10 protein-coding genes are annotated in these 16,320 nt (G+C 60.7%); 3 read left to right on the top strand and 7 right to left on the bottom strand.

Translation table 11 applies throughout. The annotated features are described in order from the left end of the window. Positions 1-393: 393 nt before the first annotated feature. The 3 genes from ACXJ1Z_RS11290 to ACXJ1Z_RS11280 form a co-directional block, all read right to left on the bottom strand. On the bottom strand, positions 394-1,320 hold the full coding sequence (locus tag ACXJ1Z_RS11290; protein ID WP_463776735.1) for a ParB/RepB/Spo0J family partition protein: 927 nt from the start codon (positions 1,318-1,320) through the stop codon (positions 394-396). An 812-nt stretch (positions 1,321-2,132) separates the two neighbouring features. Beyond that, positions 2,133-2,534 (bottom strand): 2OG-Fe(II) oxygenase, encoded by a 402-nt coding sequence (locus ACXJ1Z_RS11285; protein ID WP_463776733.1) that lies wholly within the window; start codon positions 2,532-2,534, stop codon positions 2,133-2,135. Positions 2,535-2,771: 237 nt separating this feature from the next. Beyond that, entirely contained in the window at positions 2,772-4,424 is a 1,653-nt protein-coding gene (locus tag ACXJ1Z_RS11280; protein ID WP_463776732.1) for a ShlB/FhaC/HecB family hemolysin secretion/activation protein, read from the bottom strand. A gap of 485 nt (positions 4,425-4,909) precedes the next feature. Between ACXJ1Z_RS11280 and ACXJ1Z_RS11275 the strand changes: the two genes are divergently transcribed. The 3 genes from ACXJ1Z_RS11275 to ACXJ1Z_RS11265 all read left to right on the top strand — a co-directional run bounded on the left by ACXJ1Z_RS11275 (position 4,910) and on the right by ACXJ1Z_RS11265 (position 10,077). Beyond that, positions 4,910-5,098, top strand: coding sequence for a DUF6961 family protein (locus ACXJ1Z_RS11275; protein WP_463776730.1), 189 nt, complete (start codon positions 4,910-4,912; stop codon positions 5,096-5,098). 448 nt (positions 5,099-5,546) lie between these two features. Continuing rightward, positions 5,547-7,409, top strand: coding sequence for a putative bifunctional diguanylate cyclase/phosphodiesterase (locus tag ACXJ1Z_RS11270; RefSeq protein ID WP_463776729.1), 1,863 nt, complete (start codon positions 5,547-5,549; stop codon positions 7,407-7,409). 154 nt (positions 7,410-7,563) lie between these two features. Next, on the top strand, positions 7,564-10,077 hold the full coding sequence (locus ACXJ1Z_RS11265; protein ID WP_463776727.1) for a sensor domain-containing protein: 2,514 nt from the start codon (positions 7,564-7,566) through the stop codon (positions 10,075-10,077). A 25-nt stretch (positions 10,078-10,102) separates the two neighbouring features. On the opposite strand, the gene ACXJ1Z_RS11260 is transcribed toward ACXJ1Z_RS11265, so the two are convergent. From ACXJ1Z_RS11260 to ACXJ1Z_RS11245, 4 genes are all read right to left on the bottom strand, one after another. Further along, positions 10,103-11,488: an FAD/NAD(P)-binding protein gene (locus ACXJ1Z_RS11260; RefSeq protein ID WP_463776726.1), complete on the bottom strand. Its 1,386-nt coding sequence runs from the start codon at positions 11,486-11,488 to the stop codon at positions 10,103-10,105. A gap of 182 nt (positions 11,489-11,670) precedes the next feature. Further along, entirely contained in the window at positions 11,671-12,732 is a 1,062-nt protein-coding gene (locus tag ACXJ1Z_RS11255) for an SGNH/GDSL hydrolase family protein (RefSeq protein WP_463776725.1), read from the bottom strand. A 1-nt stretch (position 12,733) separates the two neighbouring features. Beyond that, complete coding sequence (locus ACXJ1Z_RS11250) at positions 12,734-14,173, bottom strand: MBOAT family O-acyltransferase (protein WP_463776723.1); 1,440 nt, start codon at positions 14,171-14,173, stop codon at positions 12,734-12,736. After that, positions 14,170-16,116 (bottom strand): HAD-IIIC family phosphatase, encoded by a 1,947-nt coding sequence (locus ACXJ1Z_RS11245; RefSeq protein WP_463776722.1) that lies wholly within the window; start codon positions 16,114-16,116, stop codon positions 14,170-14,172. Before ACXJ1Z_RS11245 ends, ACXJ1Z_RS11250 begins: the two co-directional genes overlap by 4 nt. Positions 16,117-16,320 lie beyond the last annotated feature (204 nt).

Genomic DNA, 16,320 nt, shown 5'->3' with positions numbered 1-16,320 from the left:
AGGCGCGCCTCGCTGAACGACCGACAGGACGATGTGACATAAAGAATTCGCTCCACGTTTAAGCCCACTGCCAGGCAGCTAGCCACATCCCGTCTGCGAATACTTCTCCAACAAATGCCATTCAGACGCTTCCGCCACGCGGAGTTGGAGCGACCTCAAGAAAATAATCACGCAACGACATGTCGAACTCATGGGATTTGGCAGTAAAAATGCGCAAACCCCCGAGAACCGACACGAAATACCGGTACCTTGCGCCTAAACTCTGGCGATTCGTAAAGATTGTGTTAAACTGACTAGCATCGATCTGAGTGCATCTGACATCGCCGCGCCAGGCCGATCATTCTCTTTATCGGCCACAATCGACGCCGCTGGGCTAGGGCGCAGGCAAGCGAGCTATATCGAATCGACGCCGGGAGTCGCCGCCTGGGCTCTGGCCTTCGTTATCGCGGCACGCACGGCGCCGAGCAGCTGATCGAGGTCGTCATCAAGCGCAACCTGCAAATCGACCGCAAGCGCATCGCGCCCGATCTTGACCCTGCCAACCTGTACACCGCCCGAGAAAATGGGTGTATCTACCAAGCCCCGGGTTTCATCACGCGTAGCGGCCCGCAATCGGGACAGTACCGCGGCAGCTGCGATCATGCGCTCACCCGTAGAAGCAAGCTGCTGTTGCTCTTCTCCGATCTGCACGGCGGCACGCAAAACGCGCGCACGCTGCTCTGGGCGTCGAAGCAGCGGGGTCAGCACTTCGGAATGGCGTACCCTTAATTCGCTCTTGGTCGCGAATGCGTTCACGACCTCATCTGGTAGCTGCGCCAATGCCAGCAAGCGACTAAGCTGGCTGTTCGACAGGCTCAACGCCTCGGCCATGCGGGATTGAACGCCTCCGTAGAACCTGTCGACGGCATTTTGATAGCTACGTGCGCGGTCCAGCTCGGTGATATCCTCGCGTTCGCGGTTTTCGATGTCAGCCAGACGAAATGCTTCTTCGTCCGTCATCTCGACCACGAGAGCGTTCAGTCGCACTTCCGGGCGACCATTGTGGTTGAGCCAGTCGACCGCGAAACGGCGTCGGCTACCAACCAGCAGTTCGTAAGGGTACTCGGCTCCCGGTGGATTACGCCGGACCAGAACGGGGATGCGGTTGCCATCTTCCTGCGCGATCGAATCGATGAGCGAATGGCAGCTTTCATAGGAAAGCCCCGGAACATCCCGAGGGTTGCCATCCCAGACGCTGCAGTCGGTGGGGCGGATGGAAAGTGCCACCCGCCTTCCCTGCCCAGGCGAAAAGCCGGCGAGCCGCTGATCGAGCCGCAGCAACTCCTCGCCTTCAGCGCGCAAACCGTCACTTGGCTCAGGCTCATACGACAAGGTAGCGAGGATATCTCGAACGAAGCTCATCTCGGCCTCCCAGGTTACGGTGATCCGAAACCTGCTTAGCGCGACCTTATTTTGCGTGCTGGAAAACTATGTTCGCTCCGGTTGTAAACACCTCATGCGGGATACTCAGGTTTGTCAGCGACGGTGTAAATAGAATCCCGAAGACCAACAACTGTCTACCACAATCCGCTACGCCGCCGAGATCAGCGTAGCGGATCGCTGCGAAGGGTGCGCCCGAAGGACTTCGCGCTGGAAGATCTCTCCCTCGATTTGCTGCCGACGCAATCGCCATCCAACGCATCACAAGAGGAAGAAATCAGTGAGAGCCGCCAATACCGGATGTAGCTACCTCGGTCCTGGCAAAGGTGGCCATCGCATCCTCTCATGATTGCCGTTGTGGCTGTTCAATCCCGACGAAAGCACCGACTCATGTCCGTCGATGCCATCGCAAGAAGGATTATGCAGGCTACGATGCGTATCGGATAGTCAAAGCGAAGCCGAACAGAGCGGATCAGCATAGCGGCGGCTTTTGCGGATCGAGATTGCCAATTGCGTATCTAAAAACAGATGGGGATTGTGACGGCGGCGATGCACGCACAAAGCCGAGACCGCAGAAAAGTGGCGATCGAATTTTCAGGGCATTCGACGCGAAAGCAGGCGAACTGGCTAGTTCCGCTTCATTGAAGACGACATAGCCAAGAGCAGCAAATCCGTATCGATGAGTCAACTCGGCCGCACGGTCGAAGCGAGCACTAACGCCAGTTCGGCCCTTCTATCCAGGTGACCAGGCTCCGCCGAACGCCTTCGGTTACTGGTAAGACACGATGCTGCAGGAATGAGGGAAAGATCAGCACGCTTCCGCGTGCGGAGAATTCCACCCCTGGATTCTGCAATCCAAAAAACTCGAAAATACCACCCTGGTAGTCCTCGGGATCCGAAAGCTGCACTACGACAGACAGCTTGCGGGAGAAGGGTCGGTGCGATTCAAGCCACACGTCATGATGCCAGTCATAATGGCCCTCGTTACTGGCTTGATATTCAGTGTACTGCAGCTCGTAGAGCGCCTCGACGTCGACACCGAAGTTTGTTCGATTGGACGCCCCAACCAGATGCATGATCTGGTCGACAAGCCAGCTTTCGCTTTTCGCGTCCAACCACCTGATGGCGCAAGATCGATACGCAAGATCAGACCGAGATGTGTCAGCAAACCCGATAGTGGGGTTCACCTCAGAGTAGGCGTTCGCGCGTTCTGTAATTCGATCGCAGTCCTGGGATGAAAATGTGCGAGACCAGACTTCCCAAACGTTCTTCATACTCGAATTCCAAGATACGACTATCGACCCTATTTGCGGATGCGCAAAAAGAGCAAAATCCTTTGCGCATACGCAACGCTAGACCGTGCGGGTGATGCTGAAGAACACGCGCGGTTTCTTACCGAAACTCGCATCGGGGGATTTAACCGGAATGGCTAATTGCACGGTCGCCGCCCAGGTTTTCGTCGGATTGATCCGCAACCCGCCACCTGCTGATGCAAGCGTGAAGTTACGCCCATCAAGACGATACGCCGGGCGCGCGAAAGACCGGGCTGTCGCGCCGTCGGCATAGGCAAAGACAGATATGCCTCGCGATGTCGCATTCTTGCCGATCAATCGCCATGACAGTTCGACATCTGCTGATGCGCCTTTGTCTGCGGTGACGATCCCATAGCGATAGGCTAGCCCTGCCCCCTCTCCGCCCAGGGCGAACCGCTCGGTCGTTGGCAGTCGATCCTGGCTGTATTGCCCGCGCAAGCCGGCCTTAACGGCGACTTTGCTACTTATTTGCTTCAACGCGACGAGTTGCAGATTGGCCTTGCGATAGGATTCCTGCGAATAACCAAACGTTGCCCGGGCGCCCAGCGCGTCGAGACCCTGACTCAAGCTGGCGTTGATGGCATAGCCATCATCCTTGCCGAGGACGGACCAACTCGCACCAAAGCGCAAAGCGCGGGTGTGAAAGCCTCCGAATGCCGTATCGAGGAAATAGTTCTCGCTGTTTGTGCCATCCAGAGATGCGGTCATCGACAGGTTGCGCTGGTTTGAGCGGATCACGGGGTGCGCGATGACGATGCCGAATTGCTTCGCCTCACCGCGAACCTCGGGATCACGGGTGCGGGTATGAACATAGGCCCCGTTGAAACCGAAGGTCGTACCCGATGCACCGATCGGAGTGGTGTGGCTTGCCGAGTAGAACTGGTACCTTGAAGGCTGGAACGGCACTGCGGCAGTAAATCGGGTACTATCTCCCTCGCGCAGCAAGCCATTCGCCGCGATGCCGATCTGCGCCTGAACACCGGTAGTGACATTCACCACCCCGCGATTGTTTACGTTTAACGTGATTTCCAACTGCTTGCGGGAGATATCGAGAGCGAGATCAAGTTCATCCGGCTTGCTGGTGGTCCGCAAGTCTGCCTTGACGGTCTGGCCGGGAATATCGCGTAGCAGTCCGATCGCTCGTTCGAGCTGCGGCTTGTGCGTCGGCTTGTCGGCAAGAAGTGGCTGCAATTGCGCATCGATCAGCCGGTTCGGGGTACTTCTCGTGCGCTTGGCCAAAGTGTAGCGGGCGATCCGTCCCTCGACGACTTTCACCGTCACGACACCTTTGGCTAAGTCCTGCGTCGGTATGCTCACCGCATAGAATGCGATGTCGCTCTTCGCGTAAATGGCGGTGATCGCATTGGCGAGCTTCTGCAGCGTCTCGCGCGTCAGGGGTGCGCCGGCGAACATCCGCGCGGCGTTCGCCAGCCTTGGTGGATCAATAGTCGACCCGGCGAACCGAACGCCGCGCAAGGTCGCGGCGGACGCAGTTTGCGGACTGGTGACCGTAGGCGGCAACTGACGTGGTGGCCTGGCAGGCGCCGGTCCCGGTAGCACAGGATCCTGGCGATCGAGACGGTCGCGATCGACTGTCGGCACGCCTTCCGGATTAACCTGCGCAGCAACGGCGGCCACCGGTTGCGCCGCGGCGGGGGCCAGCGACGATGCCCAGACGCCGAGCGCTAGCATCGACAGGCACCGTCGCGTCGGCCCGAAACGTTTTATCCCAACGTTCGGGCTGCTGGATCCCCCTGTCGAACGCGCGCTCATGCGTGACCTTTGAAAAACTGCCCCGCGTCGATGTAGCCACGGTGCGCGGGGCAATCACGTCGAACAACAGCCGCTCTGACCCTTTGCCGGCAATGATGGCGCCTGCGCGGATCGGTTAGGCTCCTGTTCGGATGCGTACACAAGGCGCGACGAGATCAGGCGGTTTCATTCCGGCTGCATCGCTTTGCAGTAGCAAATTCCTCGTTTGAACGCATCGTCTTGCCTTTTTGCGTATCGAAAACCTACCTAGCCGCAACCGGGTGCGGACCAGCGTCGCGTATCCTGGTTCGGTTGTTTCCCTTGCGTGAGGTGGTTTTTCGAGCGGCCATGTCTAGCTGACGGGTCAATTCGCTCGGGTTGCACTTTGCCTTGGCGCAGATGCCAGATGAGACAATGATCCATTCATGCAAAACGAACACGACATTGCCGCCATGGCCGCTTGGGTGACGCAGCATCGGGGATGCGATGCGCGCCGCTACGTCGCGGAGCAAATTGCCCGGCTAAGCAACACCGGTTGCGAAGAGAGCCTGCGATTATGGCGTGCCGTCGACACGCAGATGGCTCTTCCACCCACTCAGATCATTCCTGCCTGACGATACGGAAAGCAGTGGGATAGCCCTCCCTCAGCTCGACAGCGACGCCATTTGACGTGGATCGCGCGGTGGCGACTATACTGATGCAAGCTGGCGCCCGTTTGGGATTGTCGAAACTGAAACGGAAGGCGTTCAGCATTTGCCCGGTCGTTTACCACGCCCCCTTGCCTTGATCGCTGCCAGCGAGGGAGCGATCATCAACCCCGCGTCGTTCTACAGTCGGCGCAGTCTGCGCGAAATACGGCCCCGGGGCGCTAATGACTTGCCCCGACGAAGTCGCGCGCGACCGGCTCGCATGCCTGTAAAACCGCTGAAATCCGCTTCCACGCTGCCGCATCGGTTCTTTCTGGTAAATGCCCTCTATAATACATTTTAACGATCGGGAGGCATGCCGATGTCACTAATCGGGATGCGACTGGTGCAACTTAGACGAAAACCCCCAGCCCACTTGAAGGGCGAGCTTGAGGCACAGCAGTTCCGGATCTTGCGCACGCAGATCCCGATCCTCTATGCTGTGCTTGCAATCAATACAGGCATTTTGTGCTATTCGATCTACGGTTCGGTCTCGGCAAGTCTGTCGCTGATCATCCCTGGTGCGTTTGCCGTGCTGATCACAGTCAGGGCGGCTATCTGGCTCGCCCGTCGTAGCATCGAACCGGCTGCTGGCCGTATCTCGCGCTATCTTTGGTCCACCACGCTCATCGCCGCTTTCGTAAGCCTGGGCCTGGGTATCTGGGGTGTGATCCTGTTGCGCTCCGATATCGGCGACAAGCCGTTTGTACCCTTGTTCATCGCCTTCGGCGCTATCGCCTGCGCTTATTGCCTCTCATGCCTGCCGCGCGCGGCCTTTGCGACGATCTTCCTTTCCACGACGCCGGTGATCGGTTCGATGCTCACCTCTGGCCTCGCCATTCAGGAGGCCGCAGGGCTGAACCTGCTTCTTATCTTCCTCTTGATCCTGCGCCTTATCGGGCATCAATACCAATACGTGCTGGATGGCGTGATCACCCATACGCTGCTCAAGGATCTCGCCTATACCGATCCGCTGACGAACCTCGCCAATCGCCGTGCCTTCATCGAGCATCTCGATGAACAACTGAGCGAGACGCGTGAGGAAACCAGCCATCTTTCGGTGGCGATGATCGATCTGGACGGCTTCAAGGCCATCAACGATACTTATGGACATACCGCCGGCGACAAGGTGCTGGTCGAAGCGGCGACGCGCATTCGGCTTGTCTGTTCCGATTGCCGGATGGTGGCACGCCTCGGCGGCGACGAATTCGCCGTGGTGGTTGAAGATGCCGATGATGCCAATCGTATGCTTGGCGTTGGTCAGGAACTGGTCAGCGCATTGGCCAGGCCCTACACCGTCGATGGATCACAACTGCATCTCGCCGCATCGATCGGCCTCGCCTTTCACGAGGAGGGCGATGCCGTGGCGACTGCCATAATGTCGCGCGCCGATCTTGCGCTCTACGATGTCAAGCATGCCGGTGGTGGCGCGATCAGGCTGTTCCAGTCATCCATGGGAACGCGGCTGCGGCGGCGTATGCAGATCGAACAGGCTCTGCGAGAAACCTGTCCGAGCCCGGAAATCGAAGTTGTCTATCAGCCGATATTCGATGCCAAAACCCGGCAGATCGCCAGCTTCGAAGCACTCGCGCGGTGGAACCATCCGCAACTGGGCCCCCTAAATCCGCTTGAGTTCATCGGCATCGCCGAGCAGATCGGCAGCATCGCGGCTCTTTCGGAACAGATCTTCACGATCGCGATCCGGGAGGCGGCCAGTTGGTCCACCCCGATCGGACTCTCGATCAACCTGAGCGCCGTCGACCTGTGCCGCCCCAGCACGCCGCTCATGATCATGTCGCTGTGCAAGCGATTTGGCCTCGATCCCCACCGGCTCGAAGTGGAAGTAACCGAAACATCGGTGCTGGCCGATTTCGACATGGCCCGCGACCAGCTCGAACTATTGCGCAGTTCAGGTATCCGGGTGGCGCTCGATGACTTCGGTTCGGGCTTTGCGTCGATCTCGTACCTCAGGGAAATCACCTTCGATCGGGTCAAGATCGACGGTGACCTGATTGCGGATGTCACATCCTCGGCAAAGAAGCGCCGCCTCATCCAAGGCATCCTGCAACTGTGTTCCGCGATCGACGTTCCTGCGACGGCAGAGAAAATCGAAAGCGAGGAACAGCTTTCGGTGTTGACAGGCCTGGGTTGCGATCGTCTCCAGGGTTACCTCCTGAGCCGGCCCGTAAACGCGCAATGGGCGCAGATGCTTGCGTCGCAACGGCGCAGTGTTGCCTGAGAGCAGGCCCGGCATTTTCGAGATTGGTAGATTACCCCGTCGAGGGTTTTTGCGCTCATTGTACCCCGTCGATAGCCGACGATAACGAACCGCTTAACCTTCTCAGCGTAATACATCTTTTGGGACGAGCAACGGACTCGCCTGGAGTGGACAAATGGATCTTGGCATCGGCGTCGACCAATTTTCGCCGGAAAATAGTGGGGAGCTGGCGGTGCTGGCCACGTCGCACCCGCTGACGTCTGCAGACTTCCTCATCGCGGCGTTACGGCAAGCGAACGTGGGAACGTGGCAGGTCGACTTGCTCACGGGCATATTCACCTGGGACGCGGTGGCCAGCCAACTTCTTGGCCTTCCCGCCGAGCCCATTACGACCGACGAGTTGCTGTCCGTCCATCCCGACGACAAGGACAAGGTGCGCGAGCGTTTCGAACATCACGCCGCAGTGGGCGGTTCTGACGGGATCGAATTTCGGATTTATTGCCCGGATGGCACGCTCCGCTGGTTGCAGGCGACAGGGCGCAGGATCGACGTGGAAGGCGAGCCCAGCCGCCATCTGGTAGGCATCGTAACCGATATCACGGAGCAGAAGGTTGCGGCACAAAGCCTTCAGGAAGCCGAAGAGCGGTATCGTCTGATCAGCCAGGTCACCACCGACATCATCTTCGATTGGGACATCAAGAACGATCACATCCGCTGGAACGAAGCGAAAGGCGCCTTCTTCGGGTATTCGTCCAACGATCTGGGCTCCATGGGGCATCTGCGGCACAAGATTCATCCGGACGATCAGGATCGCGTCGTCGAAGAGTTTACCCAGGCATTCGGCAGCCTGAAGACGAACTACGCCTCCGATCATCGCCTGCAGAACTCCGAGGGTACGTACCTCGACATCCATGCTTGCGGTACCATCATCCGCGATGACAGCGGGCAGCCTATCCGACTGGTCGGATCGATCCAGGACGTCAGTGAGCGTCGCTATGCCGATGCCGCGCTACGCGAAAGCGAAGCCGTCAATCGCGGTATCGTCGAAGCGAGCACCGACAGCGTGGTTCTCGTCGACCTCGAAGGCAGATTGCTGTTCATGAACAACAGGGGCGGGCTGACCAAGACGACGCGGGATTACTCGCCGCATTACGGCGCGCTCTGGGCTTCCCTGTGGCCCGAAAGTTCGCACCAGCAGATCGCCGAAGCCGTCAGGACCGCGGCGGCGGGTGGGACCGCGCAGATCACCGAATGCTTCGTGTACGGCGGCCAGCGACGGTGGTGGGACGTGGTGGTGTCGCCGATCCGCAACGATGCCGGCGATCCCATCAAGCTTGTCGCCATCGCCCGCGACATCACCCAGCGACGCAACGCGGATGACAAGCTGCGTCGTGCCGCCACGTACGACTCGCTGACCAACCTGCCCAATCGCGCATGCTTCCAGGATCGGCTGGGGCAGGCCGTAAGCGCTTTGCGCACCGATGGCGGGCGGCTTGGTCTGCTGATGCTCGATGTGGACGATTTCAAGCAGGTCAACGACACGCTGGGCCACGATGCTGGCGATGCCTTGCTCAAGTCCATTGCGGAACGGCTCGATATCCCTTCGATCCGGCAACGTGTGGTAGCAAGGCTTGGCGGCGATGAATTCGCGGTGTTGCTGGAAGGCATAGAGGACGAAGCCGAACTGGGCGCACATGCCCGCGCGATCCTTGCGCGCATGAAGGACCCCATGATCCACGCAGGCCGCGTGCTGGACTGCAAGGTCACCATCGGCGCCGCGCTGTTCCCAGAGCACGGATCGACGCCCGAGGAGCTTCAAAAGAGCGCCGATATTGCCCTGTATGTCGCCAAGGAAGCGGAGCGCGGGGCGTTCAAGACTTTCGAACATAAGCATCGCGACGGCCTGCGCACCCGTGCCAAGATGGTTTCGGTTGCCCGGTCGGCGTTGCGCGAGGGACGTCTCGTCCCCTTCTATCAGCCCAAAGTCGCGCTCTGTGATCGGTCGATCGATGGCTTCGAAGCCTTGTTGCGCTGGCGTCACCCCACGGCGGGCATTCAGTTGCCGGGTACGGTCGCGGCCGCATTCGAGGATCTGGAAGTCGCCACCGCCATGAGCCGGACCATGCTCGACCTGGTGATCGCCGACATGCGCGATTGGCTGGATCGCAGCCTGCCGTTCGGCCATGTCGCCGTGAATGCCGGCGCCGCCGAATTTCGCGATGACGGCTATGGCGAGGGCTTGCTCGAACGTCTGCACCGCGCCCGGATACCCACCAACCGCTTCCAACTGGAAGTCACCGAGACGGTGTTCTTCGGTCCGGGCGCGGAGTACGTCGAGCGGGCATTACGCCTGCTTGCCCGAGAAGGCGTACGCATCGCGCTCGACGACTTTGGCACCGGCTATGCCTCGTTACGGCAGCTCAAGCACTTTCCTGTCCACGTCATGAAGATCGACCAGGGCTTCGTTCAGGGCATGGGCGCGAATGCGGAAGATGCGGCGATCATCGCGGCGGTGATCAACCTCGGCAAAAGCCTGCGCATCGATGTCGTGGCGGAAGGCATCGAGACGATCGAGCAGGAGGCACAATTGCGGGATCTCGGCTGCGAGTTCGGCCAGGGTTTCCTCTACTCCAAGGCAATTCCCGCCAGTTCGCTTCCCTGCCTGCTGACGGGCAACGCGTTCGTCTGACATAATCCGCAGCGCTAAGTCGGCATCAAAGTCCCTCGCCGCCGACCCAGTGCGCATGGCCAAGGTAGCGCGCCAGATCCCAGACCTGGCGGCGAATATCAGGCACGGCGACAATTTCCCAAGCCTCGCCCTTGGTCAGGGGACCGGCCGCCAGCAATCGTTCCTGCGCCACGCCATTGCCGTCCAGCACACGTCCCGAGCGATCCACATCAAGCCCCAGGCCATGCGCATCGGCACGCACGCGACCTTGCGCTACCAAATCGCGGATCAGCGGATGGTCCGCCTTGGCCAGCGCGCCCTCGGGCCCGGTGCAGTTGATTACCCGATCGGCATCGAGGGTCGCAAGCGCGTCACTTCCGCGCGGGCGCCATTGCAACCGTACGCGACCGTCGTGCGCAGTGGCCGAGACCAGCTTGCCAGCCTGGAAGTCCAGTCGTCCCTCGTTCTCAAGCGCCTGGACTTGCGCCGCCACGTCAGGAGCAAGGCGATGCCGGTGCACGTCCCAGTACGGCCTTGCATGGCGCAGAAACCGACGCTGCGCCTTGTCGTCGTGGCGTCGCCAGAGATGCTGGGTATGCGGACGCAGTTCATCGACCGCCGCGCGCCAGCCGATCTCGGCTGCACGGGCACGGACCGATCGCAGCAACCAGGATCCGCGCGCATCGGGCTCCGTCACCGGCGTCACGGCAGGACCGACGTCGGCATGTGCACGCGGCTTCAGCCCGCGACGTGAAAGCGCCGTGATGCGCCCTTTGAACCCCGAACGGTTAAGGGAAACGATCATGTCGGCAGCCGTCAGGCCGCTGCCCAGCAGGACGACATGCTCCAGGTCGTCGAGCCTCTCCATCACTCCGGGCGACCAAGGATCTGCGAAATGCAACGGCGCCCCCAGATCGGTTAGCGGGGGCAGCGGCGACGGCGGAAAGTTGCCCAGCGCCAGCACCATCGCGCGACACGCGACTTGCGCGCCGCCAGCCAGCGCGAGCGTGATCCGCTCCTTGTCGAACGCTGCCGAAACAGCTTCTCCCTGCAGGATCTCGGCCTGGCCGGGCGATGCCGCCAGCGCATTCACCAGCAACTCGCGCAAGTAGTGCCCATAGGACAGGCGCGGTACGAAGCGGTTGGCCTGCTCCTGATCGGAAAAGCCCATCCAGCGCAGGAAGTGGCCAAGATCGTCGGGAAAAGCGCTCATGTTCGAAGCACGTACGTTCAACAGGTGCTCGGGCCGTCGCGTGCCGAACGCCAGTCCCTTGGCCAGCTGACGCTCGTCGCGCTCGATGATCACCACCCGAACGCCCAGACGGATGAGGTTCACTGCGAGTAAAGTGCCGCTGAAACCCGCGCCCACGATCGCGACGGGCAATTCGGTGGTATCGTTCAGCGTTGCGGCAGGATCCTGTACTCGCACCATCGGCGCTCAACTCGCATAAAGGGTCAGGGCATCGATCCGGAACACGATGCGCCTGTCGCCGCCACTTCCGAGCCTGCCCGCGTCAGCGCATAGAGCAGACAAGCATCAAAGCCAAACTACGAACGGGTGATCCGGTAAAACCTGAAAGGCGATGCCGCTGACCGTGTCGGATCCGGCCGTCGCTAGGATGGACGGCAGTTCCTCAAAGCGGGAATCGCCTGGGTCAGATGCTGCTCCACCCCTTTGCTGAGGTACAGGGAGCCAAGGTCGTTGGGATGGTAGCTGACCACGTAGTACATCGAGGCGGTGGGTACGTTCCGCGGCGTCCGGTCGAGCGTATTGGCATAAAAGATGCCCTTCTCCTCGGCGAGCTTCCTAAGCGCCAGGCTGACCGGCGTATTCAGATCGTGCGAGAGGCGTGCGTCTATCACTTCGGCTCGATCCGGAGCGTAAGTCAGCACGATCGGTACCTTCTGACCGGGGTTGAAGCTGGCGATGCGATCGAGTTGCTCGCCCAGCAGGGCGACGCCGGCGGCGGTGTCTGGCCGCAACTTGGCGCGCTCGCGATGCTGGGCGGCGAGATGCGAGACATAATCATCCTCACGCCCGAGAACGACCGCGCGGGCCATATGGAACAAGGCGAGGTTGCCCATCGCGTTGTTGAACTGATCGATCACCATGCGCGCCAGCTTGCGTGACGAGGCGGGCTTGGTGGACGCGACATCCAGATCGTAGCTGGTTATCACCAACACCAGTGCATCGGAATCGAGCTTGAGCGCCTCGCGGGCGCTGTTCGCCAGATCCTTGACGGGCATGCCTTCGACGGCGAGATTCTGGGTTTCGACCGGGACATGACAGGCTCGGGTCAAGGCCGTACTCAACCTTCCCGCCAGGCTGTTCTCCTCCGAAACGAGAAAGCCGCTGCCGGTCGAGCTGCCCAGAACCGCCACGCGGGAAGTTCCGGCCGGCTTGGGACCACACGACGCCGGAGAGCGATACCCGCATTCGTTATAGCGATTCTCGACCCAGGGGCCTTCCGCCGCCTTGGACCGCGAGATGCAGTTGGGCGTGCCGTGTGGCTGCGTGCCTATGCGCCGCACGCACGTATCATGCTCGTAATCGGGGTACCGGTGCCGCACGACAAGTTCCGCGGGGATGACGAACAGCGCAGCCGTCGCCAGCGCCAGAAGAGGCAGGACGATGAGATCGCGCCTGATCGATCGTTTGCGCGGCGGAGCTTCCATATCAGAAATCTTTGTACACGACGTGCCCGGTATCATCCGAGATCACGACATTGATCGCGATGATCGACAGCAGCATGATGGTGATCCAGACGGTGCGCACATAGCGCGAGGTAACCAGCGGTTGCCCGGCAACGACAACCTTGAGCGCAAGCTCCTGGATGACGCGCAGCAAGCCTAGGACCAGGCACGCCGCCACGATCAGGATCGCCGCGCCTGCCACTACCCCGCTCCAGCCGAGCGGCTTGGCCAGGCTTCCCAGCTCGGGCCAGTCGGACCAGAACCATAGCAGGGTGAACGCGACCCATGCGAACGTTACGCCGCGACCGACAAACTCGTAGGCGGCGCTGGTGCTCAGCTTCAGGAACTTCGCCGAACCGAGCTGGCGCTGCATGCGCAGGCGATAGAACTGGTTCACCGCGACACCGCCGCCGTTGAGCAGACCGAAGAAGAAGAAGTGCCAGGCTCGCCCATGCCAGACGCCGATGAGGAAGAACGTCAGGAACAACGCGCCCGCGTTCAACAGTGGCAGCATGCCCGGCTTCGTCACCCGACGGGCGCAGGCCAGCAGCACCGGATTATAGACATGGATCTTGAGCCAGTTGGACAGGCTCATATGCCACCTGTTCCAGTAGTCGATAAAGCTCGCGGCCCGGAACGGGTGGTTGAAGTTCTCCGGCAACTCGATGCGGAAGAACCGCGCCACGCCGATGACGAAGCTGGTGTACCCGGCGAAGTTGAAAAACAGGAACACGGGATAGGCCGCGGTCAGTGCGGTGACGAGGACGATGCGATGAAGCGGCGTCAGCGTGGTGTCCAGCAAAGCGCCGGCAAGCTCGCGCTGCAGCAGCGACACCAGCGTTGCCAGAACGAAGAACTTGAACATGCCTTCGACGATGCGCTCGATCGCGCGGCCGGCATCGTCGAACGTCAGCGGTGCCGGCTCATCCTGCGTCATCCGCTTGTATTCGTCGTACTCCTGGATCGGTCCCGATGTGAGCGACGTGAAGTTCAGCGTGTAGTTGATGTACTGGACCGGCCCTACCCGCGCCATCTCGGGCTCATCGTGCGCAGCGACCGCCAGGCTCAGCACTCGGAAGAAAACGTAGGAAAGCCCGACCGTGGCGTAGTTGAACGACAGGAACAGGTCGTGCGGGAAGAATCCGTACTGCTTGAGCCAGGCGTAGAACAGCAGGATGACGGCGACGCACCCGGCCAGCCCCACGCCGCCGATTCCGCGACCGATCAGACGGATCAGGCCATAGCCGACCAGCAGGAAGGCAAGGTACGGCGCCAGTTCACGCGGATCGTGGCTGAAACTGAGCAGGAAAGCGATGTTGACCACAAACAGCACGGCCATTCGCCACCGGACCGAGGCGAACAAGCCATGGGCAATCGCCGCGACCGTCGCGAACGCCAGGAAGACGAGCGATGGGACGATCATGAAGCGCTGTGCCGCTCGCGTTGCACGTCACCGGCCGTGACCGGATATCTGCGGACGACATCGAACCAAGGCGCTTCAACGGGTGTATCCGTCGCCAGCGACCATCGGGTCTCTCCCGCCTCGTCCTCGTTTTCGAAGGTGAAACCGAGCTCGGCATAGTGCCCTTTGACCAACGCATTCCGCGGGGTCGGGCGATAGGTTCCGATCAGGGTGCGAATGCCGTGCTCTCTCGCCTGCTCGACGATCTCCTTGAGCACCATCGTCTCGACTCCGCGCCGCAGCACCCGGCAACTCATCAGCCAGGTGTCGATTTCCCAGGTGTCAGCACCGGCTTCGCGACAGATCACCACCGAGATCATGCCGTTGTCGCCAAGCCGATCCTTCAGCCGCACCTGCAGCGTGAAGATTTTCGGATCGGCTTCCATCTCGGCGATTTCGGCTTCGGTATAGCGCTGGGTGGTCAGGTTGAACTGGTTGGACTTGACGATCAGCTGCTGGATACGCGACCGGCCCACGACATCGAAGGGCTGCACCGTAGCCTGCATCTGCAAGCCCGAGAGAAAATCGTCGATACCGTTGGCGGAACTCATCAACGACGCGCGTTGGGCGTTCGCCTTGTAGGCATCGGCCCGCGCGCGATCTTCCTGAGAGTAGGCGACAGCCTCGAAATAGCCGGCAGCCGCAAGCGTACGTGCGTAAAGCGCCGGATCCTCGGGAAGCTCGGGAACCGCGACCTCTGGAAGATAGAGGCGCACCAGTTCGCGCTCGGCCGGATTGTCGTCGAGGAACACGAACGCATCCAAGCCGAGCGCCAGTTCTTCGGCGATCGCCCGGATGTTCGACGCCTTGTCCTCCCAGTTCGCCCTGAACGAGGCGAAGTGATCCTGCTGCAACAGCATGTCCGGGTGATCGGCAAAAGGCGTGCGCGCGATTTCGTCGGTGTTCTTGGACGATACCGCCAGCACCACACCGCGTTCGCGCAGCGTCAACGCAAGCCGCTGAACGTTAAGGAACGCCTCGCCCGTCGCCTCGCCCTCTCCCACGATGATGCCATGCAGGCCATCATCGCCGATCACCCCGCCCCAGAGCGTGTTGTCCAGATCCAGCACCAGCGCACGGCGCGACTTGCCATGCATCGCCGCCAGCAGCCTGCAAACGTGATCTGCGTAAAGGGGCAGCAATTCCGCCGAAAAGGTGAACTTGGCGAGGTTCCACTGCCCTGGATCATGCCAGTTCGCCAATCCCACCGTGTTGGCGAGATGCGCCGTATCGAGCAGGAAGACGGACGCGTCGCGGCATTCGGCGACGATCGCGCGGTTGAAGGCCGCCACCATCGACTGGACGGACCCGGCCCAGCATGAGTCCAGGCTGCCGAACAGCGTCTCGGGTGCCGGCACCAGTGTCTGCAGGATGACCCGGGCGTTGCTGTTGGCGCGTACACCCCGACAGACCGAGCGCAGAGTCTCGATCGAGCGCTCGACCCGATCGCCCGCGTCCTGTTCGTCTGTCGCCGCCTGCCCAAGCGGTAAACCACGGTAATCGAATGCCACCAGAACGACATCGCAGTCAGCACGGTTGATCGTGGAGCCCGGGTCGAGTGCGCCCTGTTCGACCTGGCCATATTCGGCCATCACGCAATCGACCGTGAAACCGTGGCGCGGAGCGGTACCGCGGATTACCGGATCGACCAGAGACAAGGTTCCGGTGCCCAGAACGCCCAGCTTGAGCGGGACGAGCGGCGCTGTCGACTGCCCCCTGGCCTTCAAATCGCCGATCAGCGTCGCGATGCGCTGTAGCTGCGGCGCGGACAGGCCGTGTGTGGCCAGCCTGCGCAGGGCGGCGCCCGCAGGTTCGGAACTTTCGGCGATATCGCGATAGTTACCGCGAAAATCCTTGCAATCAGCAAGCCAGCCAAGACCAGCATACAGCGCGGAGTTCATCATTCCCCCTGCCGGCCCAAAAAAACCGTCTTAGATGTGCGAAAACAGCATCGGCACAGAGCCCTTCATGTGGACGACTCTGTAACCTTACCTAACTCGTTAGATGATTTTAACCATCAATCAAGATGCGCATCGCTGGACACAGTCCAGCAATGAAACGATGCGATCGGCATCCGTAAACAAATAGAAAGCCGCATCCATGCATGG

The sequence above is a fragment of the Novosphingobium sp. TK46 genome, from assembly GCF_055361525.1.
Note: the sequence above shows the minus strand (reverse complement) of the source record. Positions and strands in the feature narration are given on the sequence as shown.